Annotated in this window: 20 protein-coding genes; 5 read left to right on the top strand and 15 right to left on the bottom strand. The window is 65.9% G+C overall.

Going from position 1 to position 23,494, the window contains the following annotated elements:
- Nucleotides 1-46: 46 nt before the first annotated feature.
- On the bottom strand, nucleotides 47-958 hold the full coding sequence (locus tag LPA35_RS08905) for a LysR family transcriptional regulator (RefSeq protein WP_228896560.1): 912 nt from the start codon (nucleotides 956-958) through the stop codon (nucleotides 47-49).
- Between the two features lie 95 nt (nucleotides 959-1,053).
- Here LPA35_RS08905 and LPA35_RS08900 point away from each other — a divergent pair, with 95 nt between their 5' ends.
- Nucleotides 1,054-2,103, top strand: a complete 1,050-nt coding sequence (locus tag LPA35_RS08900; protein ID WP_228896558.1) for an NAD(P)H-binding protein — start codon at nucleotides 1,054-1,056, stop codon at nucleotides 2,101-2,103.
- Here LPA35_RS08900 and LPA35_RS08895 read toward each other — a convergent pair.
- A complete protein-coding gene (locus LPA35_RS08895; protein WP_228896557.1) occupies nucleotides 2,057-2,914 on the bottom strand; it encodes an NUDIX domain-containing protein in 858 nt (285 codons plus the stop codon). The two genes, LPA35_RS08900 and LPA35_RS08895, sit on opposite strands and share 47 nt — an antisense overlap.
- Nucleotides 2,911-3,894, bottom strand: a complete 984-nt coding sequence (locus LPA35_RS08890; protein WP_228896555.1) for a quinone oxidoreductase — start codon at nucleotides 3,892-3,894, stop codon at nucleotides 2,911-2,913. Before LPA35_RS08890 ends, LPA35_RS08895 begins: the two co-directional genes overlap by 4 nt.
- Before the next feature lie 140 nt (nucleotides 3,895-4,034).
- Here LPA35_RS08890 and LPA35_RS08885 point away from each other — a divergent pair, with 140 nt between their 5' ends.
- On the top strand, nucleotides 4,035-4,934 hold the full coding sequence (locus LPA35_RS08885) for a DMT family transporter (RefSeq protein ID WP_121420880.1): 900 nt from the start codon (nucleotides 4,035-4,037) through the stop codon (nucleotides 4,932-4,934).
- Between the two features lie 12 nt (nucleotides 4,935-4,946).
- Here the strand turns inward: LPA35_RS08885 and LPA35_RS08880 are convergent, their stop codons facing one another.
- The 3 genes from LPA35_RS08880 to LPA35_RS08870 all read right to left on the bottom strand — a co-directional run bounded on the left by LPA35_RS08880 (nucleotide 4,947) and on the right by LPA35_RS08870 (nucleotide 9,873).
- The gene (locus tag LPA35_RS08880; protein WP_228896553.1) at nucleotides 4,947-7,628 is read right to left on the bottom strand and encodes an EAL domain-containing protein; all 2,682 of its coding nucleotides are present in this window, start codon (nucleotides 7,626-7,628) and stop codon (nucleotides 4,947-4,949) included.
- The gene (locus LPA35_RS08875) at nucleotides 7,625-8,734 is read right to left on the bottom strand and encodes a TRAP transporter substrate-binding protein (protein ID WP_228896551.1); all 1,110 of its coding nucleotides are present in this window, start codon (nucleotides 8,732-8,734) and stop codon (nucleotides 7,625-7,627) included. The genes LPA35_RS08880 and LPA35_RS08875 overlap by 4 nt, the downstream gene beginning before the upstream one ends.
- Before the next feature lie 308 nt (nucleotides 8,735-9,042).
- Nucleotides 9,043-9,873 carry an SDR family oxidoreductase gene (locus tag LPA35_RS08870; protein ID WP_228896549.1) on the bottom strand — a complete coding sequence of 277 codons (831 nt, stop codon included), beginning with the start codon at nucleotides 9,871-9,873 and terminating at the stop codon, nucleotides 9,043-9,045.
- A 64-nt stretch (nucleotides 9,874-9,937) separates the two neighbouring features.
- Here LPA35_RS08870 and LPA35_RS08865 point away from each other — a divergent pair, with 64 nt between their 5' ends.
- Both LPA35_RS08865 and LPA35_RS08860 read left to right on the top strand, forming a co-directional pair.
- Nucleotides 9,938-10,549: an SH3 domain-containing protein gene (locus LPA35_RS08865; protein ID WP_121505639.1), complete on the top strand. Its 612-nt coding sequence runs from the start codon at nucleotides 9,938-9,940 to the stop codon at nucleotides 10,547-10,549.
- Nucleotides 10,550-10,559: 10 nt separating this feature from the next.
- Nucleotides 10,560-11,537 (top strand): M48 family metalloprotease, encoded by a 978-nt coding sequence (locus LPA35_RS08860; protein ID WP_228896545.1) that lies wholly within the window; start codon nucleotides 10,560-10,562, stop codon nucleotides 11,535-11,537.
- A 42-nt stretch (nucleotides 11,538-11,579) separates the two neighbouring features.
- Here the strand turns inward: LPA35_RS08860 and LPA35_RS08855 are convergent, their stop codons facing one another.
- From LPA35_RS08855 to LPA35_RS08815, 9 genes are all read right to left on the bottom strand, one after another.
- Nucleotides 11,580-12,509, bottom strand: coding sequence for a DMT family transporter (locus LPA35_RS08855; protein WP_228896543.1), 930 nt, complete (start codon nucleotides 12,507-12,509; stop codon nucleotides 11,580-11,582).
- A gap of 179 nt (nucleotides 12,510-12,688) precedes the next feature.
- Entirely contained in the window at nucleotides 12,689-14,311 is a 1,623-nt protein-coding gene (locus LPA35_RS08850) for a gamma-glutamyltransferase family protein (RefSeq protein ID WP_228896539.1), read from the bottom strand.
- Between the two features lie 146 nt (nucleotides 14,312-14,457).
- On the bottom strand, nucleotides 14,458-15,714 hold the full coding sequence (locus tag LPA35_RS08845; protein ID WP_228896822.1) for a DUF3422 domain-containing protein: 1,257 nt from the start codon (nucleotides 15,712-15,714) through the stop codon (nucleotides 14,458-14,460).
- 163 nt (nucleotides 15,715-15,877) lie between these two features.
- Nucleotides 15,878-17,389: a tripartite tricarboxylate transporter permease gene (locus LPA35_RS08840; protein ID WP_055401467.1), complete on the bottom strand. Its 1,512-nt coding sequence runs from the start codon at nucleotides 17,387-17,389 to the stop codon at nucleotides 15,878-15,880.
- 15 nt (nucleotides 17,390-17,404) lie between these two features.
- Nucleotides 17,405-17,893 (bottom strand): tripartite tricarboxylate transporter TctB family protein, encoded by a 489-nt coding sequence (locus LPA35_RS08835; RefSeq protein ID WP_055401465.1) that lies wholly within the window; start codon nucleotides 17,891-17,893, stop codon nucleotides 17,405-17,407.
- A 285-nt stretch (nucleotides 17,894-18,178) separates the two neighbouring features.
- Entirely contained in the window at nucleotides 18,179-19,972 is a 1,794-nt protein-coding gene (locus tag LPA35_RS08830) for a GspE/PulE family protein (protein ID WP_055401463.1), read from the bottom strand.
- A 41-nt stretch (nucleotides 19,973-20,013) separates the two neighbouring features.
- Nucleotides 20,014-20,778 (bottom strand): spermidine synthase, encoded by a 765-nt coding sequence (locus tag LPA35_RS08825; protein ID WP_228896537.1) that lies wholly within the window; start codon nucleotides 20,776-20,778, stop codon nucleotides 20,014-20,016.
- A gap of 9 nt (nucleotides 20,779-20,787) precedes the next feature.
- Nucleotides 20,788-21,438: a DNA-deoxyinosine glycosylase gene (locus LPA35_RS08820; protein ID WP_228896535.1), complete on the bottom strand. Its 651-nt coding sequence runs from the start codon at nucleotides 21,436-21,438 to the stop codon at nucleotides 20,788-20,790.
- A 115-nt stretch (nucleotides 21,439-21,553) separates the two neighbouring features.
- On the bottom strand, nucleotides 21,554-22,381 hold the full coding sequence (locus LPA35_RS08815; protein WP_228896533.1) for a TatD family hydrolase: 828 nt from the start codon (nucleotides 22,379-22,381) through the stop codon (nucleotides 21,554-21,556).
- 149 nt (nucleotides 22,382-22,530) lie between these two features.
- Here LPA35_RS08815 and LPA35_RS08810 point away from each other — a divergent pair, with 149 nt between their 5' ends.
- The gene (locus LPA35_RS08810) at nucleotides 22,531-23,472 is read left to right on the top strand and encodes a S1C family serine protease (RefSeq protein ID WP_228896531.1); all 942 of its coding nucleotides are present in this window, start codon (nucleotides 22,531-22,533) and stop codon (nucleotides 23,470-23,472) included.
- The last annotated feature ends 22 nt before the right edge of the window (nucleotides 23,473-23,494 follow it).

Below are 23,494 nucleotides of genomic sequence, written 5' to 3'. Positions count from 1 at the left end.
TCATAGCAACACCTCACCACCGCCGCTGTGCGGCGTTGTCTCGCCGTCACTCCACGTCCGCCACGTAGCGCTGCAGCCCCGTCCACAACGCATCCAGCGTGACCTTGCAGCGCGGGCTGGCGCGCAGGTCTTCGTGCATCACCACCCAGGTTTCCAGCCCGTACACAAACTGCTGTGGCAACACATGCACCAGCGCCGGGGTGCTACGGCGCGCCAGTGCCACCTGGCAAACGCCAATGCCGCCCCCGGCGCGCATGAAAGCCAGTTGCGCCACATCGCTGTCGCTGCGCACTGCAAACTGGTCGCGCCGCCACGCGGGCACCGCCTTTTGCGCGGCGCGCAAAAAGGGCGTTTCTGCATCAAAACCAATCAGGCGGTGGTGGGGGAGGTCGGCCAGCGTCTCGGGCACGCCGTGCGCCTGCAGGTAGCTGGGGTGGGCGTGCAGTCCCAAGGGAATGCTGCCGACGCGGCGGGCGATCAATGCGTCCTGGCGGGGCTCGGTCATGCGGATGGCGATGTCGGCCTCGTGCTGCAGCAGGTCCTGCACGCGATTGCTGAGCACCAGTTCCACCGTCAGCGCCGGGTGCTCGGCTTGCAGTTGCGCCAGGATGGGCGGCAGCACCTCCACGCCGATCACCTCGCTGGCCGTCACCCGCACCGTGCCCCGCACGCCGCCGCCATGGCTGTCGGCTGCGCGCACCAGGGCAGCGGCGGTGTGGCCCATGGCTTGCGCGTAGGGGCGCAGCGCCAGCGCCGCCTCGGTCGGCAGCAGGCCCTGCTGCGAGCGGGTGAACAGCACCAGTCCCAGCGCCTGCTCCAGCGCCGCAATGTGGCGCCCCACCGTGGGTTGTGTCACCCCCAGCGCGCGGGCTGCGCCCGAGAGCGATCCCTCTTGCACCACGCCCAGGTACGAGCGGTACAGCTCCCAGCCAATGTCTTTGTGTGCAGGTTGTGTCATACATAAATGTATAGCCATGCGCTGATTTTCGGCAATTCCATTTCACAAAACCCACGACCACACTGCATCCATCACCACTTTTTTTGGAGCAAAACATGGCAAACACAGGCAATACGGTTCTGGTTCTCGGTGCGACCGGGGGCATCGGTGGCGAAGTGGCGCGGCAGCTGCGCGACCGGGGATGGCAGGTGCGCGCACTGCACCGGGGCGTGGCGCAGGCCGGGGAGCAACGCGACGGCATGGCCTGCATTCGCGGCGACGCGATGCGGCGCGAGGACGTGGTAGCCGCTGCCGCAGGCTGCGACGTGATCGTGCACGCGGTCAACCCGCCCGGCTACCGGCGCTGGAGCGAGCTGGTGCTGCCGATGATCGACAACACCATTGCGGCGGCCACCGCAGTGGGTGCCACCGTGGTGCTGCCCGGCACGATCTACAACTACGGGCCCGACGCCTTCCCAGTGCTGCGCGAGGACTCACCGCAGCGCCCCCACACCCGCAAGGGCACTGTGCGCGTGGAGCTGGAGCGGCGCCTGCAGCAGGCGACCCAGCCCCACCCGTTGCGCGCGGGCACCTGCCGCGTGCTCATCGTGCGGGCGGGGGACTACTTTGGCCCCCAGGTGGGCAACAGCTGGTTCTCGCAAGGCCTCGTCAAGCCCGGCCAACCCGTGAAGGCGGTGAACCTGCCCGGCGCACCCGGCGTGGGCCACCAATGGTCATACCTGCCCGACGTGGCGCGCACCATGGTGCAGTTGCTGGAGCGCCGCGCCACACTGCCCGCGTTTGCACGCTTTCACATGGCCGGGCACTGGGACGCCGACGGCACGCAGATGGCCGCCGCGATTGGCCGCACCGTGGTGGCACATGGTGGTGCGGCCCCGCACGTGCGGGCCTTTCCGTGGTGGCTGGTCACACTCGCCTCGCCGTTTGTGGCCACGCTGCGCGAACTGCGGGAGATGCGCTACCTGTGGAGGCAACCGGTGCGCATGGCCAACGACCCGCTGCGCGCCGTGCTGGGCGAAGAGCCCCACACGCCGCTGGACGCGGCGGTGCAGGCCACGCTGTTGGGTTTAGGCTGCCTGTCAGGGGCCAAAGCGCCGCTCACAGCCCCAGGAAACCCGCAATCACCAGCCCGGCTTCCAGCGTGAACCGGCCCTGGGCAACCTGCGCGCGCACCTCTTCCAAGGGCAGCAGTGCAAACTCGTCCACCTCGCCGTCCTGGTTGTCGGGCGCCATGCCCTCTGGCACCACGGCGCGGAACCAGTCGATGCGCTCGACCATGTACCCCGCGCCGCCCCCCTCGCTGCTGGGGCGGCTGAACAGCACATGGCCACCGTGCGCCACGCCGGCAAGGGTGTGCACATGCAGCCCGGCTTCTTCCCAGGTCTCGCGCACCAGAGCTTGGGGCAACGAGTCGGCGGCCGAGATCATGCCGCCCATCAGCGTGTCCCACAGGCCTGGGTCGTTGGGTTTGTTCAGCGAACGCTTTTGCACCCACATGCGCCCATCGGGTGCCAGGCCCACCAGGTGCACGGCGCAGGTGGTGATGCCCAGCACACGCACGGCACCCCGCTCCACGGTGCCCACGACTTCGCCGCTGGGGTTGGTCACCGCCAGTTGCTCGTTGCGCCACGGGCCACACAGGTTGGCGTCGCGCAGCGCTTCGGCCAGGGTGTTCAGGGCGTCGGTGGTGGCGTTGACGTTGGCATCAGAGGCAGCTTCGGGCGGCAGATGCAGACTCCATGCAGGGGCGCCGCCATGCTCACCCATTGATAGCTGGTAGCGCTTATCCAATAAGCGCTGGAGGCTTATTTTGCTTAGAAATCCTTCCGCCACCGACCCTACCACCTGCCCCGCCACCCGCAAGGGTTGGCGTGGCTGGCGGGCGGGCTGGTGCGCCAGTTGCCGCGCGCCCACCAGCCACTGGTCGAACGATGCGCCGGGGTAGGAGGCTGTCACAGCGTGAGAATGGTGCAGCCCGTGGTCTTGCGTGCTTCCAGGTCGCGGTGCGCCTGCTGCACGTCGGCCAGCGGGTAGCGCTGGTCGATGTGGATCTTCACCTGTCCACTGGCCACCACGGCAAACAGGTCGTCGGCCATGGCCTGCGTGCTTTCGCGCGTGGCGATGTGGGTGAACAGCGTCTGGCGAGTGACGTAGAGCGAGCCCTTGGCGCCCAGCGAACCCGGTGCAAACGGTGCCACGGGGCCCGAGGCGTTGCCGAAGCTGGCCATGAGGCCAAAGGGACGCAGGCAGTCGAGTGACTTGTCCCAGGTGTCCTTGCCCACCGAGTCGTACACCACCTTCACGCCCTTGCCGCCGGTGATCTCTTTGACCCGGGCTGCGAAATCTTCTTTTTGATAGTTGATGGCGTGCGCCGCGCCGTTAGCCAGGGCCAGCTGGCACTTGGCATCGGTGCCTGCCGTGCCGATGAGCTGCAGTCCCAGCGCCTTGGCCCACTGGCTGGCGATCAGGCCTACCCCACCCGCAGCGGCGTGGAACAGCACATGGTCGCCGGGCTGCAGGCCTTCCACGGGCAGCGTCTTCTTGAGCAGGTACTGCGCCGTCAGGCCCTTGAGCATCATGGCCGCGCCCCTCTCAAAGCTGATGGCATCGGGCAGCTTGCACACACACTTGGCGGGCATCACCCGCACTTCGCAATAAGCGCCGGGGGGCTGGCTGGCGTAGGCAGCGCGGTCGCCCACCTTCAGGTGCGCAACGCCCTCGCCCACGGCTTCGACCACGCCCGCGCCTTCCATGCCGATGGTGGCGGGCATGTTCAGGGGGTACAACCCCGTGCGGTGGTACACGTCGATGAAGTTCAGGCCGATGGCGTGGTGGCGGATGCGGATCTCGCCGGGGCCGGGCTCGCCCACGGTGACGTCAACGATGTGAAGTTCTTCGGGACCACCGTGCTGGCGGATCTGGACGGCAAGGCTCATGGCAAAACGCTCCTGGATAACGGGTGTTGAACGGGTCCCCAACGGGCATGGATGGGGCCTGTAACGGGCGAGACAAACGGCGGCCATCCTGCCATGAATCTGAAAGCCTTGTCCTGCCCTGCACCGTTACAGTGCAGCCCATGACTCAAAGACTCACGCCCGGTACGGCGGCGCTGCTGGTGATACCGCCGCTGCTGTGGGCTGGCAACGCCGTCACAGGCCGGCTGGTGCACGACCTGATCCCGCCCATCACGCTCAATTTCATCCGCTGGGTGCTGGCTTTCTTCATCCTGCTGCCGCTCGCGTACAACGTGCTGCGCAAGGACAGCCCGCTGTGGCCCCACTGGCGCCGCTATGCACTGCTGGGGCTGCTCGGCATTGGCCTGTACAACGCGCTGCAGTACATGGCGCTGCAGACTTCCACGCCCATCAACGTGACGCTGGTGGGCTCCAGCATGCCGGTGTGGATGCTGGCCGTGGGGGCGCTGTTCTTCGGCGCGGCGGTCACGCGGCGGCAACTGCTGGGCGCGCTGCTGTCGATGTGTGGCGTGCTGCTGGTGCTCAGCCGGGGCGAGTGGTCGCAGCTACTGGCTTTTCGCCTGGTGCCAGGCGATGTGTTCATGCTGCTGGCCACCATCTCGTGGGCGTTCTACAGCTGGCTGCTGTCGCGCACCAGCGAGCCCGCCCGCATCCGGGGCGACTGGGCCGCTTTTTTGATGGCGCAGATGGTGTTTGGCCTGGCATGGTCGGGCAGCTTCGCGGGCGTGGAATGGGCGATGGGCCACACCCACATCGCATGGGGCTGGCCGCTGATCGCAGCGCTGGCTTTCATCGCCGTGGGCCCCGCCGTGCTGGCCTATCGCTGCTGGGGCGTGGGGGTGGAGCGCGCCGGGCCTGCGGTGGCGGGCTTCTTCGTGAACCTCACCCCGCTGTTTGCGGGCATCCTGTCGGCCGCCTTTTTAGGGGAAACCCCACAGCTTTTCCACGGTGTGGCATTCGCACTGATCGTGGGCGGGATCGTGGTGTCGTCGCGGCGATAGCGGCAGGCGGGATCAGCCTGCTGCGCCTTCGGCCGAGGCTTGTGTTGCGGCCTGCTGCAACAAGACTTCGAGCTCCGATACCGGCCCGGGCATGCCCAGCAAATAGCCCTGAAAGAGCTGGCAGCCATAGTCTGCCAGCAGGGCTTTCTGCTGTGCGGTTTCCACACCTTCGGCAATCACATCCAGCTCCAGGTTGCGCGCCATGCCGATGATGGTCTGCACGATCACGTCGTCGGTGTGCCGCACACCCAGGTTGCGCACAAACGACTGGTCGATCTTGAGCTGGTCCAGCGGCAGCCGCGTGAGGTAGGCTAGCGACGAGTAGCCCGTGCCGAAGTCGTCCACCGAAAAGCGCACACCCTTGGTCTTGAGCAGGCCCATCTTGGCAATGGTGTCGTCCACGTTGTCCAGCACCAGCGACTCGGTCAGCTCCAGCTTGAGCAGGTGGGGCCGCGCGCCGGTCTCGCGCAGCACCTCGACCACGCGGGCCACGAAGTCGCGCTGGCGGAACTGCCGGGCGCTCACGTTGACCGACAGCGGCACATGCCGGTAGCGGGCATCGTTCTCCCACGCCGCCAGCTGCTCGCACGCGGTGCGCAGCACCCAGTGGCCCATGGGCACGATGAGTTCGCTTTCTTCTGCCACGCCAATGAAGGCGCTCGGCGCAATAAGGCCGCGCTCGGGATGGATCCAGCGGATCAGCGCCTCGGCGCCCACGATGCGCCCGTCCAAATGGAACTGGGGCTGGTAGTGCAGCGCGAACTGCCGCGCGGCCAGCGCGGCCTGCAGATCCCCCTCCAGCTGCGCGCGCACGCTGATGGCAATCTGCATCTGCGGATCGAAAAAACACAGCGCATTGCGGCCCTGCGACTTGACCTGGTACATGGCGATGTCGGCCTGTTTAAGCAGATCGACGGAGGGCTGCAGCGCCCCGCCCATGAGCGTGGCCCCGATGCTGGGCGTGCTGTGGTGGCTGAGCCCGGCCAGCGAGTACGGCATGTTGAGCGTGCGCAGGATCTTTTCGCCCACGCGGCGCGCATAGGCAGCCGCCTCTTCGCTGTGCAGCGACAGCTCGTGCAGCATGACCACGAACTCGTCTCCCCCCAGGCGCGCCACGGTGTCCTCGCGGCGCACGCAGGTCTTCAGGCGCTCTGCCACCTGGCGCAGCAGCATGTCGCCCACCTCATGGCCCATGGTGTCGTTCAGCGTCTTGAAGTGGTCCAGATCCAGGAACAGCAAGGCCCCGTACTGCCCGCTGCGCACACTGGCCGCAATCACCTGCTGCATGCGGTCCATCAGCAGCCGGCGGTTGGGCAGATTGGTCAGAGGGTCGTAGAAGGCCAGGCTCTCAATCTCGGCGCTGGCGCGGCGCAGGGCCGTCACGTCGTGGTAAGTGATGACCAGACCGCCCTCGGGTGTGGGCCGTTCGGTGATCTGGATCGTGCGGCCATTGGGCAGCACCTGCTCATGGGGCTCATGGTGCTGGTTCTGCTTGAGCAGCCGCAGCTCCACCCAGCGCATGCGTTCTTCCTCGCTGGCGCGCGGCAGATGGTGCCGGGCGGTCTCTTCCATCACGCGCCGAAACGGCACCATGGGCGCCATCACGGCGCGCAGCCACGGGAAAATTTCCTCAAACCGGCTGTTCCATTGCACCACGCGCTGCTCGCCGTCGAGCAGTACAAAACCACTCACCATCGACTCCAGCGCTTGGTCCAGTGTGGCCTTGGACTGCGCAATGGCAAGCCGCGCCTGGGACATGCGGTCTAGGTAGCGCAGCGCCAGGTTGCCCGCTGCCACGATCATGGCCACAAACAACAGCCCCGTCAGTGCAATGGCGTTGCGCTGGTCGCGCCAGCCTGCCAGCGCATCGCGCAGCGGAATGCTCGCCGAGATGCGCAGGTCCTGGTACAGGATGGGCCGGTAAACCACCAGCGCCGGCTCGCCACTCAATCGTGCCGGGGCCTTCCACGCCTGCCCCAGGTCAGCCACCTCCTGCAGGGGCGGGGACAGCACGGGCGTGATCGCCTCTTCGCGGTTGGGCGCACTCAGCAGCAGCAGCCCTCCGGCACGCTCCAGCGTCACTTGCAGGCCTGTGATGTCCACACCCTGGACCAGCACCGAGCTGAGCGCCCCCACCGGCAATTCGGCAATGGCCACCACAAGGGAACTGTCGGCCATGCGCAGGTGGCGCGCAAAATACAGCACGCGCTCGGCAGTCGCAAAACTCACCACCGGCGGGCTGATCATCAGGGTGGAAACGGGCTGCTCCAGCACAGACGCCAGAAAACCGGGAGGCAGCTGCAGCGGCAGCGCACTGCCAGCCGCATCGGAAGAGGCGATGGTCTTGCCGTTCGCGTCCAGCAGCGCCACATAGCGCACCATCAGGTTCTGCCGAGCGGAGCTGCGCAGGCGCTGGCTTGCAAGGTCAGGGTCCACCCATTCGCTCATCGAACCCGACAGGCCCAGAAGTTCGTCCATGCTGGCCAGCAGCACGTCCACCGCCAGCAGGGAACGATTGAGCGCCGCTTCGGCACCCGCCACAAAACGGGTGGCCTGGGCTTCGTAATCGTCCAGCGCCACCTTGCGGGCGTTCCATACCAGCGCGGCAGACACCATCACCACCGCCGCAATGAACACCGCCGCCCCGGCCCATACAAAGGCCCTGATGCGCAGTGGGGTCGTGGTATCCCTCATTTCGCCGGGGCCGCAGCCAGGCCACGGACGGGACCGATCGTCTGGTTCCACACCTGGGCGCAACGCGGCCCGCAGCGCTGCACCCAGCGCGGCAGCACGGTGGAGGCAAGGATCTCCTGGCGGCTGCGTTCATCCTGCGCAGACACCGGCACCACCACCATGCTGCCCTTGCGTCCCCCCACACAGGCGGGGATGCCACGGTTGCAGGCCATGCCGTCGGAGGTTTCGCGCTCGGACTCCTCCCAGATGGCGGCCTCCAGCCGGGGCAGCTCGCGCCGCAGCAGGGCCCGCAGATCGGGCGGTAGCGCCTCCCAGGCGGCCTTGTTGGCGCTGAACACCGCCAGTCCCCAGGTCACGGGCAGCGCATGCACATGGGAGGTCATGGTATGCAGCCCCAGCGTGTTGCCCGACATGGTGCCGGTGATGGCGCACTCGGTATTGCCCGCCGTGAGGCTGGGCACGATCTGCGCGAAGCCAGTCAGCACGGGGATGCCGCCGAGCGCCCCGACAAAATCCGCCTGGGTGGATGACGACACGCGCGTGCGGCGCCCGGCCAGATCGGCCAGCCCGCGCAGGGGCTTCTTGCAAAACACCACCTGGGCCGGATACACATACATCGCCAGCGCCTCCACGCCGTGCTGGTCACGCAGACTCTTCTCCAGGTAAGGGCGAAACGCCGCCAGCGTGGTCTTGAGCGTGGCAATGTCGGGGTTCAGCCCCGCCAGATCGGGTGCGGTGTACTCGGGGTACTGGGCCGTGAACGAGCTCATGAGCGTGGTGCCAAAAGGCACCACACCCAGCTGCAGCAGGCGCAGCATTTCGGCGCCAGGCACGCCCGCTCGGTCAAAGGGCACGATTTCAGCGTCAAACCGGCCACCGCTCAAGCGGAGCAGTTCCTTGCTCCAGAAGGGCTCTTCCTGCCGGGTGTACTGGTTGATACCTGCCAGCCCCCCCACGATGCGCAGCTTGTAGGGCGCAGTGGCCGCTGCCGGGGTGGCCGCAGGCTGGCCCACAGCCTGTGGCGAACAACCCAGCGCGGCCCATGCCACGCACAGTGCAGCGATGCGGTGCAGAAGGCGGGAAGTCACAGCGGGTTTGGGCTGCATGGCAACTTCTGGCTCGTCAACCGGGGGGCAGTGGACGGCCACCGCCGCGCACCCTTCATGCCCAGGGCCATGCCAGCGCCCCAGCGGCATCCATGGATCGCATAGAGGTCTGGAAGGCCGCCCTGGGGAGGGATGCGCGGTGTCATGTTCCGGTACTTTCGGGTTGGAATGCTGGGGCACCATTCTTCACCAAGTTTTCCCCCTCGGCGGGCAAAGCTGTCTGCAAAACGCCACGCCCTGCCGCCAGGGAATCTCCTTCGCCCGCCAGTGACCACAGACGACGGGTTGACCTTCTGTCTCAACCCGGGTCAGAAGGTCCCAGGATAAGCGCCGCCGTCCGCCAGCACGTTCTGCCCGGTCATATAACCCGCCTGCTGGCTGCACAGGAAAGCGCAGATGGCACCAAACTCCTGCGCCGTGCCATACCGCCCTGCCGGAATCTGGGCCTGCTGTTGCGCGCGAACATCGTCCACGCTCTTGCCAGCCTTACCGGCAGCAGCGGTCACGGTGGCGGCCAGTCGGTCGGTGTCGAACTTGCCGGGCAAGAGGTTGTTGATGGTGACGCCCCGTGCAGCGATCTTGCTGCGCGAGACCCCCGCCACAAAGCCCGTGAGCCCGCTGCGCGCGCCGTTGGACAGACCCAGGATGTCGATGGGCGCCTTCACCGCGCTGGAGGTGATGTTGACGATGCGGCCAAAGCCTCGCGCAGCCATGCCGTCCACTGTGGCCTTGATCAGTTCGATGGGGGTGAGCATGTTGGCGTCCACGGCCTTGATCCATGCATCGCGGTCCCAGTCGCGGAAGTCGCCCGTTGGCGGACCGCCGGCATTTGTCACCACGATGTCAAAGTCACGGCCCGGGCCACCTGTCACGGAGAACACGGCAGCACGGCCCTCGGCGGTGGTGATGTCAGCAGCTACCGCCAGCACCGTCGGTTTGGAGCTTTTTTGGCCGCCAGCGCCTTCCTGCATTGCGCCTTCAGCTACCAATTGTGTAGCAGCCTGCTCCAGCGCCTGGGCATTGCGGGCGTTGATGACCACGTTGACGCCCTCACGCACCAGGGCCAGCGCACAGCCATAGCCCAAACCCTTGCTCGCGCCACACACCAGCGCCCATTTGCCTGCGATACCCAAATCCATAACAATCTCCGGTTCTGCTGCAAGCCGCAGCATTCACAGATCATCATAAGTGGAGAGCTGCAACATGAATTGGCTGCACCGCGGAGCCCTGGCCACCTGGCTGGCATGGGCCGCATTGGCACCCCTGGCAGGTAGCGCGCATGCGCAGGAGGCGGCCGTGGTCAAGCGTGCCACCCAGTTGCGCGACACCCCCGCCGACAGCGGTGCGAGCGTGGCCCCGCTGGAGGCCAACACCGTGGTCACGCGCAGCAACGAGCGCAAGGGCCCCTGGACCAAGGTGAGCACACAGCAAGGCGCCACCGGCTGGGTGCACATGTTCGACCTGGGACCGCAGTCGGGGTCGGCCACGCCCACCAACAACGCCGCCACCAGCGGCCTGCGAGGCCTGGGCGGGCTGTTTGGCGGCAACAGCGGCTCCACCACCACGGCCACCTCCACGGTGGGCATTCGTGGCCTGGATGCTGAAGACATCGCCAATGCGCAGCCCAATCCTGCTGCTGTCGGCCGGGCAGAAAGCCTGCGGGTGAATGCCGACCAGGCGCGCCAGTTCGCCAGCTCGGCGTCCCTGCAATCCCGGGATGTGCCCGCCCTGGCGCAGCCAGCACTGCCCACATCCAGTCGGGGCTCCGGCAGCGGGTCCAGCAACCCCTCCGACCCCAACTACAGCCCTAACTGAGGAAATGGCCATGAACCGGAATTCCACCTGGAAACGCCGCGCGCAGACGGCAGCCTTGTGCGCGCTGCTCGCCGCAGCGCCCCTGGCCGCCCACAGCCAGAACGTGATGAACATCCTCAACTCCCTGGGGGGCGGGCTGGGCTCGGCCATCACGGGGGGCAAAGCCGCTCCGGCGGCGCAGGGTGACGATCTGATCAGCCTGCTCACGCAGTCGATGGAGAACATCGACGAGGCCAAGGAAATCGAGATCGGCCGCCAGCTGGCCGCCCTGCTGCTGGGCGCCAAGCCCGCCCACCCGGACATGGCGCTGCAGCGCTATGTGAACCGCCTGGGCCGGTGGGTGAGCCTGCAGTCGTCGCGCCCCGGACTGCCCTGGACCTTTGTGGTGCTGGACGACGCAGGCTACAACGCCTTTGCCGCGCCGGGCGGCTATGTGTTCGTGACGAAGGGGCTCATTGACCGCTGCGCCGACGAGTCCGAGCTGGCGGGCATCCTGGCGCACGAGATCACGCACGTGACCTCCAAACACCACCTCCAGGCCATCCGGCAAAGCGCCATGGCGGGGGTCGGCACGCAACTGCTGGCTTCGCAGATCCGCACCAGCAACATCGCCGGGCAGCTCGTCAAGGACCAGCTGCTGTCGCTGTTCCGCACCGTATACACCAAGGGGCTAAGCCAGTCCGACGAATTCGAGGCGGACCGCACCGGGGTGTCGCTGGCGGCCAAGGCGGGTTTTGACCCCTACGGTCTGGTCTCAGTGCTGCAGCAGCTGCGCACCGTCACGCCGGACAACCCCATGTTCACGCTGACGATGTCCACCCACCCCGCGGCACAGGCCCGCCTGGACTACCTGGAGCAATCCATGGGCCGCCAGCTCGATGGGCTGGGCGGGTCGCGCGCATCGATTGCACAGCGCCTGGGCGGCAGTGCGCCTGCCAATGCGCCAGCACCCTCTGCCCGGCCTGCAGCGGCAAAGAAGGCGGGATAAATCACCCCCAAGGAGAGCGCGCACCCGCTCTCCGCTGCCAGGTCAGGGCGCTTGGCGGCGCGCCAATTGGGTAAACACAAAAATACCCGTGATCACCAGTGCCGTGCCCGCAGCCACCCACACCGTAAACGGCTCACCCAGAATCCAGACCCCCATGAGGATGGTGGACAGCGGCCCCACCATGCCGGTCTGCGCGGTCATTCCAGCGCCCACGCGCTCAATGGCCATCATCACCATGAGCACGGGCGCAGCCGTGCAGAGCGTGGCGTTGAGCACGGACAGCCAGATCACCTCGGGTGCCACCACGGCAGCACTGAAGGGCCGCAGCACCACAAACTGCAGCAGGCATAGCAGGCACGCCACGGTGGTGGCCAGTCCCACCAGCCGCAGCGAACCCAGGCGCCGCACCATCTCGCCGCTGTAGACCAGATAGATGGCATAGCTCACCGCACTCAGGAACACCAGCAGGGTGCCCCAGGCTGCGTTGGTGCCCTGCAGGTTGGCTTCGTGGCCGAACACCAGCACCACGCCGCAGTAGCTGATCAGCATGCCCACCGCCTGCCCCCAGGTGATGCTGCGCCGATACAGCACCCAGCCCAGCATTACCACCAGCGTGGGGTTGAGATACAGGATCAGGCGCTCCAGGCTGGCACTGATGTAGGCCAGCCCTGCAAAGTCCAGAAAGCTCGCCAGGTAGTAGCCCGTGAGCCCCAGGCCCAGCACGCCCAGCCAGTCCTTGCGGGTCAGGGGGGGCTTGCCCCGGCTGGCCCACCAAGCCATCACGGCAAAGATGGGCAGCGCAAACAGCATGCGGTACATGATGAGCGTGACCGCATCAACACCATGGCGGTACGCCAGCTTGACGATGATGGCCTTGCCGCTGAAGGCGATGGAGCCCAGCAGGGCCAGGGCGAGACCAGTTGCTACGTTTTTTGTAGCTGCTTGCGCTTGTTCAGATTGCGATGGAGCCACTTTTTTCTATATTCAGTTATTCATTGCGCTGCGCGACAGCACAGCCCATGAAACTGGCACGTCCTGACGCGAGGTGGCCGCGGAACTGGCTTTGCCAGGCCGCTGGCCGCGTCCCCCTCCCGTAGCGCGCAGCGCGTAGAGAGAGGGGGAAGGCGCGAAGCGACTCAGGGGGTGTTCCATCAATACCCCGCCACCTGGCCGTCGCGACGCGGATCGCTGGCGGCCACATAGCCCTGCACCTTGGGGTCGCCCATGCGCCAGATGAACTGGCCGGCGCCAAAGTCCTGGTAGGAATCCTGGATCACCTCCATGCGGTGCCCCAGGCCCAGCAGGCCCTGCACCGTCGCGGCGGGCATGGCGGCCTCGACGTTGATCGACAGCCCTTCATTGAAGCGCCAGCGTGGTGCGTCGCAAGCCACCTGCGGGTTCTGGCCGTAGTCCAGCATGCGCACCAGGGTTTGCATGTGGCCCTGTGGCTGCATGTTGGCGCCCATCACTCCGTAGCTCATCACAGGCTGGCCGTTTTGCGTGAGGAAGGCGGGGATGATTGTGTGAAACGGTCGCTTGCCGGGCGCCACCAGGTTGGCTGGGTTGGGGCCCGCCGGGTCGGTGCTGAACGCCTGGCCCCGGTTCTGCAGGCTGATGCCAAAGGTGGGCTCCACACAACCCGAGCCGAAGCCCATGTAGTTGCTCTGGATGAAGCTCACCATCATGCCGTTTTCGTCGGCCGCAGTGAGGTAGATCGTGCCACCCTTGACCGGATTGCCAGCCCCGAAATCCTGCGCCTTGTTCATGTCGATGAGTTTGGCACGGGAGGCCAGGTACGCGTCATCGAGCATTTGCGCGGGGGTCACCTCCATGGACGATGGCTCGGCCACATGGCGGTACACATCGGCAAATGCGAGCTTCATGGCCTCGATCTGCAGATGCTGGGACGCTGCGCCATCCACGGGATGGCTCGCCAGATCGAATCGGTCCAGGATGCCCAGCGCAATCAGCGCTGCGATGCCCTGCCCGTTGGGCGGGATCTCGTGCAGGGTATAGCCTCGGTAGTTGCGGGCAATGGGCGTAACCCATTCAGGGCGGTGTGCTGCCAGATCCACCAGCGTCAGGCTGCCGCCCTGGGCCTGCGAGAAGGCGACCAGCGCCTGGGCAATTTCGCCCGTGTAGAACGCCTGGCCCTGTGTGGCCCCGATGGCGCGCAGCGCACGGGCTGCGGCGGCAAACTGGAACAGCTCCCCCACCTGCGGCGCGCGGCCCCAGGGCATGAAGCTTTGCGCAAACCCCGGCCGCGACTGCAGCTCAGGCACTGCAGCGGCCCATTTTTGCTGCACCACCACCGGCACCAGGTAGCCACGCTCGGCAATCTCGGCGGCGGGCTCCATCAGCGCGGCAAAGGGCAGCTTGCCGAAACGCTCAGACAGGGTGACCCACGCGCTGACGGCACCCGGCACAGTGACGGAATCGATCCCGCGTTTGGGAGGGCTCGCCGGGCTCTTGCCGTAGCGGCTGTGAAAGTACCCGGGTGTCCAGGCCGCAGGGGCGCGGCCCGAGGCATTGAGCCCGTGCAGGGCCTGTCCGTCCCACAGGATGCAGAACGCGTCGCTGCCCAGCCCATTGCTCACGGGCTCGCAGATCGTCATGGCCGCTGCCGCCGCCACAGCAGCATCAACGGCATTGCCGCCCTGCTGCAGCATGCGCAGGCCCGCCTGGGCGGCCAACGGATGCGAGGTGGAAACCACATTGCGCGCAAACACCGGCAGGCGGGTGCTGGCATAGGGGTGGGTGTAGCTGAAGTGCATCGAGCCATTATGGGTCGCGTGCCATGTCCGCACACCGGGCGTGCGACAAGGGCCTGCCTGCCCGTCGGGCTTGGCCCCACCCCCAGCATCCCTGCTCAGCACTCAGCACGCCGCGGTGCGCTGAGCTGTCTTCTTGTGGATCCCTGCTAGCCGTGCTTGCGGAACACCCGGTGATGCAGCCGCCTCAGCGACCACCACACGCCGCCCGCCACCACCGGAATGGCGATGGCCGCCGTGGTTTCCGGCGACAGGGGCCAACCAAGCTTCTGCGCCCCCTTGGCCAGGTAGCTCACCAGGCCCACGATGTAGTACGTGATGGCCGCCACCGACAGGCCCTCCACCGTGGACTGCATCTGCAGCTGCAAATCCTGCCGGTGGTTCATGGTGGTCAGCAGCGCCTGGCTGCTTTGCTGCTGCTCGATCTCCACGCGGGTGCGCAGCAGGTTGCTCATGCGCGAGACACGTTGCGACAGCGCATCCTGGCGCCGCGCCGCCCATTCGCAGGTGCTGCGTGCAGGCGTGAGGCGCCGGTCCATGAATTCCCGAATCGTCTGCATCCCGGCCAGGCGCGATTCGGCAATGTCCTGAATGCGCTTGTCCAGCAGTTCGAAGTACGCGCTGCTGGCCGAAAAACGCGAGTGGGTGGCCGCATACTGGCTCTCCACCTGCCCGGCCAGACGGGTCAGGCGGTCCAGCAGCGCAGGCTCTGCGTCACGGTTGGCGGTGCGGATGGCGTCGGCCAGTTCGGCCAGTTCGCGTTCGGCAAAAGCCAGCACACTGGCGGCCTCGCGCGCAGCGGGCAGGCCCAGCAAGGCAGCCATGCGGTAGGTCTCGATTTCGAGCAGGCGCTGCACCAGGCGGCCCAGGCGGCGCTGCGTCATGCCGCCCGCGAGCAGCACCATGCGCGAGAACCCATCGGCGTGGATCGCAAAATCGGTGTAGACCTCGCCATGCCCGTCGGCCACCGTGGAGGCCACCAGCGTGTCCTCATGCAGCACATGCTTGACCAGCGACCCCGAACCGAAGGTGTGGGTGGGCAGTACCCACAGGTTCAGGCTGCACAGACAGTGCCCGGGCAAAGCCGCCAGCCACCCGCGGGGCACCGCGTCTGCGGCGCTGGCCGGCTCCCGCTCGCCAAAGGCGTCGGCCGCCATGGGCACCATGAAGGTCCAGGACACAAATTCGGTGTGCAGCTCCCAGCGCATACGGTAAGCCCCCAGGTCCATGCGCAGGTGCGTGGTGTCCGCATCGGGCAATGCCAGGTGGTGGTCGCGCAACAGAGCCGCCACATGGGCCCGGCTCGCTTCACGCCCTGCGGCATCGGCCAGCATCACGATGTGTGCAATGGCCAGCGGGGCCGTCATGGCCTCGGGCGGACGGGCGTGGATTTCGTTGTGCAGCATCGCCCGGTGGGGATGCTGTGGCAGATGGAATGGAGTGGACATGCGGGCCTCTTGCCCGCCATTGTGTACTGGCGCTGAGGGCGTGCTGCGGCTGCAGATCGCCAAAAAACAACGGCACCCGAAGGTGCCGTTGTTCTGGAGTCGGATGGAAAAGGCCGTGCCGTCAGTCTTCGACGAAGGCTTCCTCGCGCTTGCTCTTCACCGAAGGCAGCAGCACGATGATGAGCAGCAGTGCCGCAGCAGCCAGCAGGCCTGCCGAAAGCGGACGCGTGACGAACACGCTCCAGTCGCCACGCGACAGCAGCAGCGCGCGGCGCAGGTTCTCTTCCATCATCGGGCCCAGGATGAAGCCCAGCAGCAGAGGTGCGGGTTCGGTGCCCAGCTTGTGGAAGATGTAGCCCACCAGCCCAAACGCACCCACCATCCAGATGTCCCAGGTGTTGTTGTTGGTCGAATACACACCCACGGCGCAGAACAGCACGATGGACGGGAACAGCCACCGGTAGGGCACCGTGAGCAGCTTGATCCAGATGCCGATCAGCGGCAGGTTCAAGATGATCAGCATGGCATTGCCCAGCCACATCGAGGCGATCAAGCCCCAGAACAGCTCGGGATTGCTCGTCATCACCTGGGGACCAGGCTGGATGTTGTGGATCGTCATGGCACCCACCATCAGCGCCATCACGGCGTTGGGGGGGATACCCAGCGTCAGCAGCGGGATGAAGGAAGTCTGCGAACCGGCATTGTTGGCCGACTCAGGCGCTGCCACACCACGGATGTTGCCCTGGCCAAAAGGCACTTCACCGGGCTGGAGCTTGGTCTTCTTCTCCACGGTGTAGGCCGCAAACGCAGCAAGCAATGCCCCACCACCGGGCAGGATACCCAGGGCGGCACCCAGCGCCGTGCCCCGCAGCACGGCAGGAATCATGCGCTTGAAGTCGTCCTTGGTGGGGAACAGGCCTTCCACCTTGGCAGTGAACACTTCGCGCTCATCGTCAGGGCGCGAGAGGTTGGCAATGATCTCGCCGTAGCCGAAAACACCCATGGCGATGGTCACAAAGCCGATGCCGTCGGTCAGTTCAGGAATGTCGAAGCTGAAACGGGCCACACCCGAGTTCACGTCGGTACCCACCAGGCCCATCAGCAGGCCCAGCACGATCATGGCCACGGCCTTGAGCAGCGAGCCCGAAGCCAGCACCACGGCACCAATGAGGCCCAGCACCATCAGCGAGAAGTACTCGGCAGGGCCGAACTTGAACGCCACTTCGGTCAACGGAGGTGCGAAGGCCGCCAGGATCAGCGTACCCACACAGCCGGCAAAGAACGAGCCCAGGCCCGCCGCCGCCAACGCAGGGCCTGCACGGCCCTTGCGCGCCATCTGGTAGCCGTCGATCACGGTTACCACCGACGAGGACTCGCCCGGCAGATTCACAAGAATGGCAGTGGTCGAGCCACCGTACTGCGCACCGTAATAGATACCGGCCAGCATGATCAGCGCAGCCACGGGCGGCAGCGCGTAGGTGGCTGGCAGCAGCATGGCAATGGTGGCCACCGGGCCGATGCCGGGCAACACACCAATGAGCGTGCCCAGCAAGCAGCCCACAAAGCAGTAAATGAGGTTTTGGAACGTGAACGCGACGCCAAAACCCATCGCGAGGTTGTCAAATAATTCCATGGTCGGTGCTCCTGCTCAACCCGTGATGAAACTCGGCCACACAGGGAACTGCAGCTTGAGCGCCCAGACGAATGCCACGTAACTGCCAATGGCCAACACGGTGGCCAGGATGAACACGGACTTCGCGTGGAACTCCTGGCCCGCCAGGCTTGCGATGAAGGTCAGTGCATAGATGCCCACGATGAGGCCCATCGCCGGGACACCTATGCTGGGCAAGCCGCCCAGCAGGATACCGAACGCAAAGTTGGCAGCCAGGATGAAGAACAGCGGCTTCCAGGCCCACTTTCCAATCTTGTCACCGTCTTGGGTTTCGACCGTGGTGGCCTTGAAGGTGATCGCGCCGCCGATGATGGCCAGCAAGATACCCAGCAGCAGCGGGAAGTAACCCGGGCCCATGCGGGCCCCGTTTCCGACGTTGTACGTGGTGGCTCCCCACGCAAACGCAACACCAACCCCCATGAACATGAGGCCGGCAAAGAAGTCTTTTTGACTTTTGATTTTCACGAATTGTCTCCTTGGCGGGAAATCTCGACTGCGCGATTGTGCGTGCAACCAAGGCCCGCGCGGATGTGGATTCCACCTACATCCGGTAACGCTTGGGATGTCTTGCATAACCCTCGCGCGTCGGTGGTAGTGCGGATCGGGAAAGGCCGCAAGGCGTCTTTTTGCGGCCAATAGCATGGCTATTGGCAAGAAAAGCAACGCAGCGGACTGCCCGAGACCGCGCTATCACAGACCGCAGGGAGTTATGCAGGACATCCCTTGCTCCTGCGGAGCTGGTTCAAGGTCTTACTCCAGCGGCGGTGTCGCAGCAATCACCTCGTCCAGCGTGGTCAGGCCCTCTGCCACCCGCAGCGCGCCTGCCAGACGCAAGGGCCGCATGCCGTCCTGCACGGCCTGGCGGCGCAACTGGTCGATCGAGGGCGCCTGGTTGATCTTCTCCTTGAGCGCCTCGGTCACGGTGAGCAATTCATACAGGCCCATGCGCCCCCGAAATCCACCCATGCGGCAGTCCACGCAGCCCACGGGCTTGTAGGGGTGGTAGCCGCCACTGAGCTTCCAGGGCTTGACCACCTCCACCAGCGTTTCGCGCTGCGCCGTTTCGTCCTTTTGTTTGCATTGCTTGCACAGCGTGCGCACCAGCCGCTGGGCCAGCACCCCCAGCAGCGTGGCATTGAGCAGATAGGGGGGCACCCCCAGTTCCATCATGCGGGTGATGGCCGACGGGGCGTCGTTGGTGTGCAGTGTGGAGAACACCAGATGCCCGGTCAGCGCAGCCTGGATGGCCATCTCGGCCGTCTCCAGGTCGCGGATTTCGCCCACCATGATGATGTCCGGGTCCTGGCGCATGAGGGCACGCAGGCCCTCGGCAAAGTTGAAGTCGAGCTGGGGCTGCACCTGGGTCTGGTTGAAGCTGGGCTCGATCATTTCGATCGGGTCTTCCACCGTGCTCACGTTCACCTCTTCGGTCGCCACCCGCTTCAAGGTGGAATACAGCGTGGTGGTCTTGCCCGAGCCCGTCGGCCCCGTCACGAGAATGATGCCGTGCGGGCGCTTGACCAGCGCCTCCCAGCGCTCGGCATCGTGCTGGGCAAAGCCCAGGGCGTCCAGATCCTTGACGGCATTGTCCGGGTCAAAGATCCGCATGACCATCTTCTCGCCAAACGCCGTGGGCAGCGTGGACAGGCGCATTTCCACCTCGTCCCCGCGCTGGTTGCGCGTCTTGATGCGGCCGTCCTGCGGACGGCGCTTTTCCACCACGTCGATGCGGCCCAGGAGCTTGATGCGCGAGACCATGGCGTTGTGCACACCCATGGGCATCTGGTAGACCGGGTGCAGCACGCCGTCAATGCGAAAGCGGATCACGCCCTGGTCGCGCCGGGGTTCCAGGTGGATGTCGCTCGCGCGCTGGTCAAAGGCATATTGCCAGAGCCAGTCCACCACCTTGACCACGCCCTGGTCGTTGGCGTCGAGCTGCTTGTTGCTCTTGCCCAGTTCCACCAGCTGCTCGAAGCTGCTGCCCCCGGAGTTGCCCCCTGCCTTCTGCGCGGCACGCACGGACTTTGCCAGGGCAAAAAACTCTGCAGTAAACCGGTGAATGTCCAGCGGGCTGGCCACCACGCGGCGCACGGTGCGCCGGGACTGGCGCTCCACCTCCGCCACCCAGTCTTCGATGAAGGGCTCGGCCGTAGCCACCACCACTTCCTTGGGGGTGACCTGCACGGGCAGCACCTTGTGGCGCTCTGCATAGGTGGCGCTCATGGTTTCGGCCACGCGCCCCACGTCCACCTTGAGCGGGTCGATGCGCAAATAGGGCAGGCCCGCGCGCTTGGCGAGGTACTCGGAAAGCGCCTCAATGTCCAGCGGCTTGCCATCGCTGGCACGTTCCATGGCCACGTTGGCCAGGCGCACCAGCGCATGCTGGGAGCTTTCCGCCTGCGAGCAGCGGGCGATGGTGCGTTGAGCTTCTTCCTGGGAGATGACTTCGTCATCGCTGAGCCACTGCACCATACGTCGCCAGTCCACCGGACCGACGTAGGGTCGCGCCGCAGTGCTGGCCAGGGAAGCGGAGATTGTTTTCATCAGATACCTTTCCGAAACGGGGCTGTGGGCGGCCCGGGGGCTCAGGCCGCGACGGGATTGAATGCCCGCAGCCATTTGGTGGTCGGCAGGTCCCAGCGCGCCTGGATGGCCTGCGCCTGCACGTCGAGTTCCGCCCGCTTGGGGCGCGTTGGCGTCTTCTGGGCCAGCACCACGGTGTTGCCTTCTCGCGTGGGCTTGAAGGCCCAGAGTGCCTTGTCACCAAAGGCCGCCGCCATGCTCTGCAGGCTGCGCTCAAAGCTGGACGCCCGCCCGAACAGGTTGACCGTCATGCACCCCGTGTCGGTCAGCAAGGCGCGGCAGTCGGCGTAGAAGTCTGCGCTGTCGAGCACCGGCGCTGCGGCCTCATGGTCGTACAGGTCCACCGCCAGCGCATCCACCGTGCCCTGCCACATGGGGTTCTTGATCTCTTGCGCCGCATCGGCCAGCACCACCCGCAGCTTGGGGCCATCGGGCGGCAGCTTGAACCACTGCCGGCACACCGCCAAGACCTGTGGGTTGAGCTCGATGGCCGTGGTGCAGATGCGCAGCTTCTTGTGGCAGAACTTGGTGATGGCACCGGCCCCCAGCCCGAGCTGCATGGCATGCCCCTTGGACACCTGGGGCAGGTCGGCAAACAACAGCCACGCCATCATGCGCTGCACGTACTCCAGTTCCAGTTCAAAAGGCTCTGCAACGCGCATGGACCCCTGAATCCACGGGGTGCCCAGGTGCAGGTGGCGCACTTCGCCGTCATCAGAGACGCTGACTTCGGGCAGTTCTTGTGATTTTTCTTTTTTGCGGGTCATTCACAACAATCAAAGCAGGCGGTGGGCCGCCATCAGGTCCGCCCAGGCAGCCAATTTACGTTCAAAACTCCAGGAGGCATTGGCCGGGCTGGTCGAGGGCAGACGGTGCGATGCGATAGAGCGGGCGGAACCAGGCCCGGAACCCGTGCCCACGCGCTGATCGGAAAGCACATCATCATGCGCCGCAGCGCGGGGGGGCCGGAAGCTGCTGAGCACCGCCGGGGCATGCTTGAAGCTCTCACCCCCATTGTGGGCGACGGCGGCGAGCTGCCGACATACCGTCTGCAGGCGCGCAAAGTCGTTGACCTGCGCATTGCGGATGCTGGTGTCCATGCTGCCCTCCCGCTCGCAGCTCTCATACACATCCCACAGGCCAAGCCCCCTTGCCAGCAACCAGTCGCAACGTGCGGCATACCCTTCGGCCCCTGCGGGCGGCAAGGGATGGTGCGGCCACAGCGCTTGCAAGATCTTCCAGAAATGGTTTTGCGGGTGTGCGTAGTACTGGCGCAGCCGCAAGGAGGCAGCCCCCGGAAAACTTCCGAGGACCAGCACCACCGTGCCTGCAGACACCACCGGCGGCAGCCCCTGGAGGCGCACCGGCGGAGCTGGCGCCGGAGCATCAGGGAGCGGAGGGGGCTGCGTCAGAGCGGCGTCGGGCATCCGCCGATTCTGAACCGAAACCCGTCAGCAACCCCGCGACATCCTCAAAAAAAACTATAGCTGTAAACCCTTTACCACAAAGCGCTGGCCTCCTAAAAACCTACCAATTGGTGGATCAGACGGAGACCAGAGCCTGCAACCGGGGCAGCGCCACCAGCGCATTGGCACAGGTGATACCCGCCAAATCCTCCAGCGGCTGACTGCGCAGCTCGGCCAATGCGCTTGCAATGCGCGGGAGTTCGCCGGGTGCATTGCGCCCTTGGGGCAGGCCTTCGAGCCGCTGGGCGGCGGTGGCATACAACCAATGGGGCGGGATGTCCGGCGCATCGGTCTCCACCACCAGGGCCTCTGCGGGCAGTTCTGCCGCCATGCGACGCAGCTGCAGCGCCCGGTCGTAGGTCATCGCGCCGCCAAACCCCAGCTTGAAGCCCAGGGCGATGAACGCCTGCGCCTGCTGCACGCTGCCGTTGAAGGCATGGGCGATACCGCCTTGTACCGGCAGCTCCCGCAAGCCCTTGAGCAATTTGTCGGACGAGCGGCGCACATGCAGGATTACGGGCAGGTCAAACCGCCGTGCCAGTTGCAGCTGCGTGCGATAGAACTGCTCCTGCCGGGCTGGGTCCAGGCCGGGCACAAAATAATCCAGGCCAATCTCTCCGATGGCCACCAGACGCTGGTCAGCCCGGTGTTGCTCCAGTTCCTGCGCCAGCAGCTCCAGATCTGCGTCGTGCGCGCGCCCTGTGTAAAGGGGGTGAATGCCCAGCGCATAGCTATCGCCATGCCGATGGGCCAGGGCGCGCACCGTGACCCAGTTGCTGCGCTCCACCGCCGGAATCACACAATGGGCCACGCCCTGGGCCCGCGCCTGGGCACGCACGGCATCACGGTCGGGGTCAAATTCGGGCGCATCCAGGTGGCAATGGGTATCGATCCAGACAGTCATTGGGTGATGATGCCCCATCAGCCCCATCAGCCCGATCAGCCCCGACCGCTCCCTCGGCGTGAAACCTTGCAAGTGCACTCTGCAGCGATCCGTGCTAACGTGAAAACCGTGCGCCGTCTCGCGGCGTCTTCCGTAGAAAAGGTGACAGGATGCCCCGGCCCGCCCTCTACAGCAGCTCCCGCCACACCCGCCGCTCCCCGCCCGAGCCGGTTGAAAAAGCGCCTGCGCCCACCGAACAACCTGCGGCCAGTGTGATGGAGCCCTTTCCAAACCCTGCCATCAAGCCTGTGGCGGGCACGGCTCTGTCGCGGCGCCATCTGTACGCCCTGTGGGCGCTGATCGCGCTGCTGACCACATTGCTGCTCTACAGCCTGTGGCTGCACCAGCGCCCCGCCGCCCAGCGGATCACCCAGGAAGACATCGACGCCGCCGTGCTGCGCACGCTGGAGACGACCACCCCGCCCTCCGCCGCCGCCCGCGCTGTGGAATCGATCTCTCCCTCGATCGTGCGCGTGGTGGGCTACGGCCGCAGCAAAAACGGCAAGGAAGAGGTGGAACGCGGCATTGGCACGGGCGTGGTGATTGTGGACAAAGGCATCATCCTGACCAACCTGCACGTGGTGGCGGGCTCAGACCGCATTGCAATCACCTTCCACGATGGCCTGGAAACCACCGCCAGCATCACGGGCGCCCAGCCCGAAAACGACCTGGCCGTGCTGCAAGCCCACAAAGTACCCGATGACCTCTTCGCAGCCCCGCTGCGCTCCACCCAGGACCTGCGCCCCGGCGACCACGTGGTGGCCGTGGGCTTCCCGTTCGGCATCGGGCCTTCGGCCTCAGCGGGCGTGGTCTCGGGCCTCCAGCGCGAATTCACCTCGCCCGAAGGCAAGCGCCAGCTCAGCAACCTGATCCAATTCGATGCTGCGGCCAACCCCGGCAACTCCGGTGGCCCACTGGTCACGCTCGATGGCGAGGTGGTGGGCATCGTCACCGCCATCCTGAACCCCACGTCGGCACGCACCTTTATCGGCATCGGGTTTGCGGTGCCCATCGAGAACGCCGCTTCCGCCGTTGGCATGCCCCCCTTCTGATCCCGAACCTTCACAAGGAGCA

This window comes from Acidovorax sp. Leaf73 (assembly GCF_916855635.1).
In the GTDB taxonomy this organism is placed as follows: Bacteria; Pseudomonadota; Gammaproteobacteria; order Burkholderiales; family Burkholderiaceae_C; genus Acidovorax; species Acidovorax facilis.
Note: the sequence above shows the minus strand (reverse complement) of the source record. Positions and strands in the feature narration are given on the sequence as shown.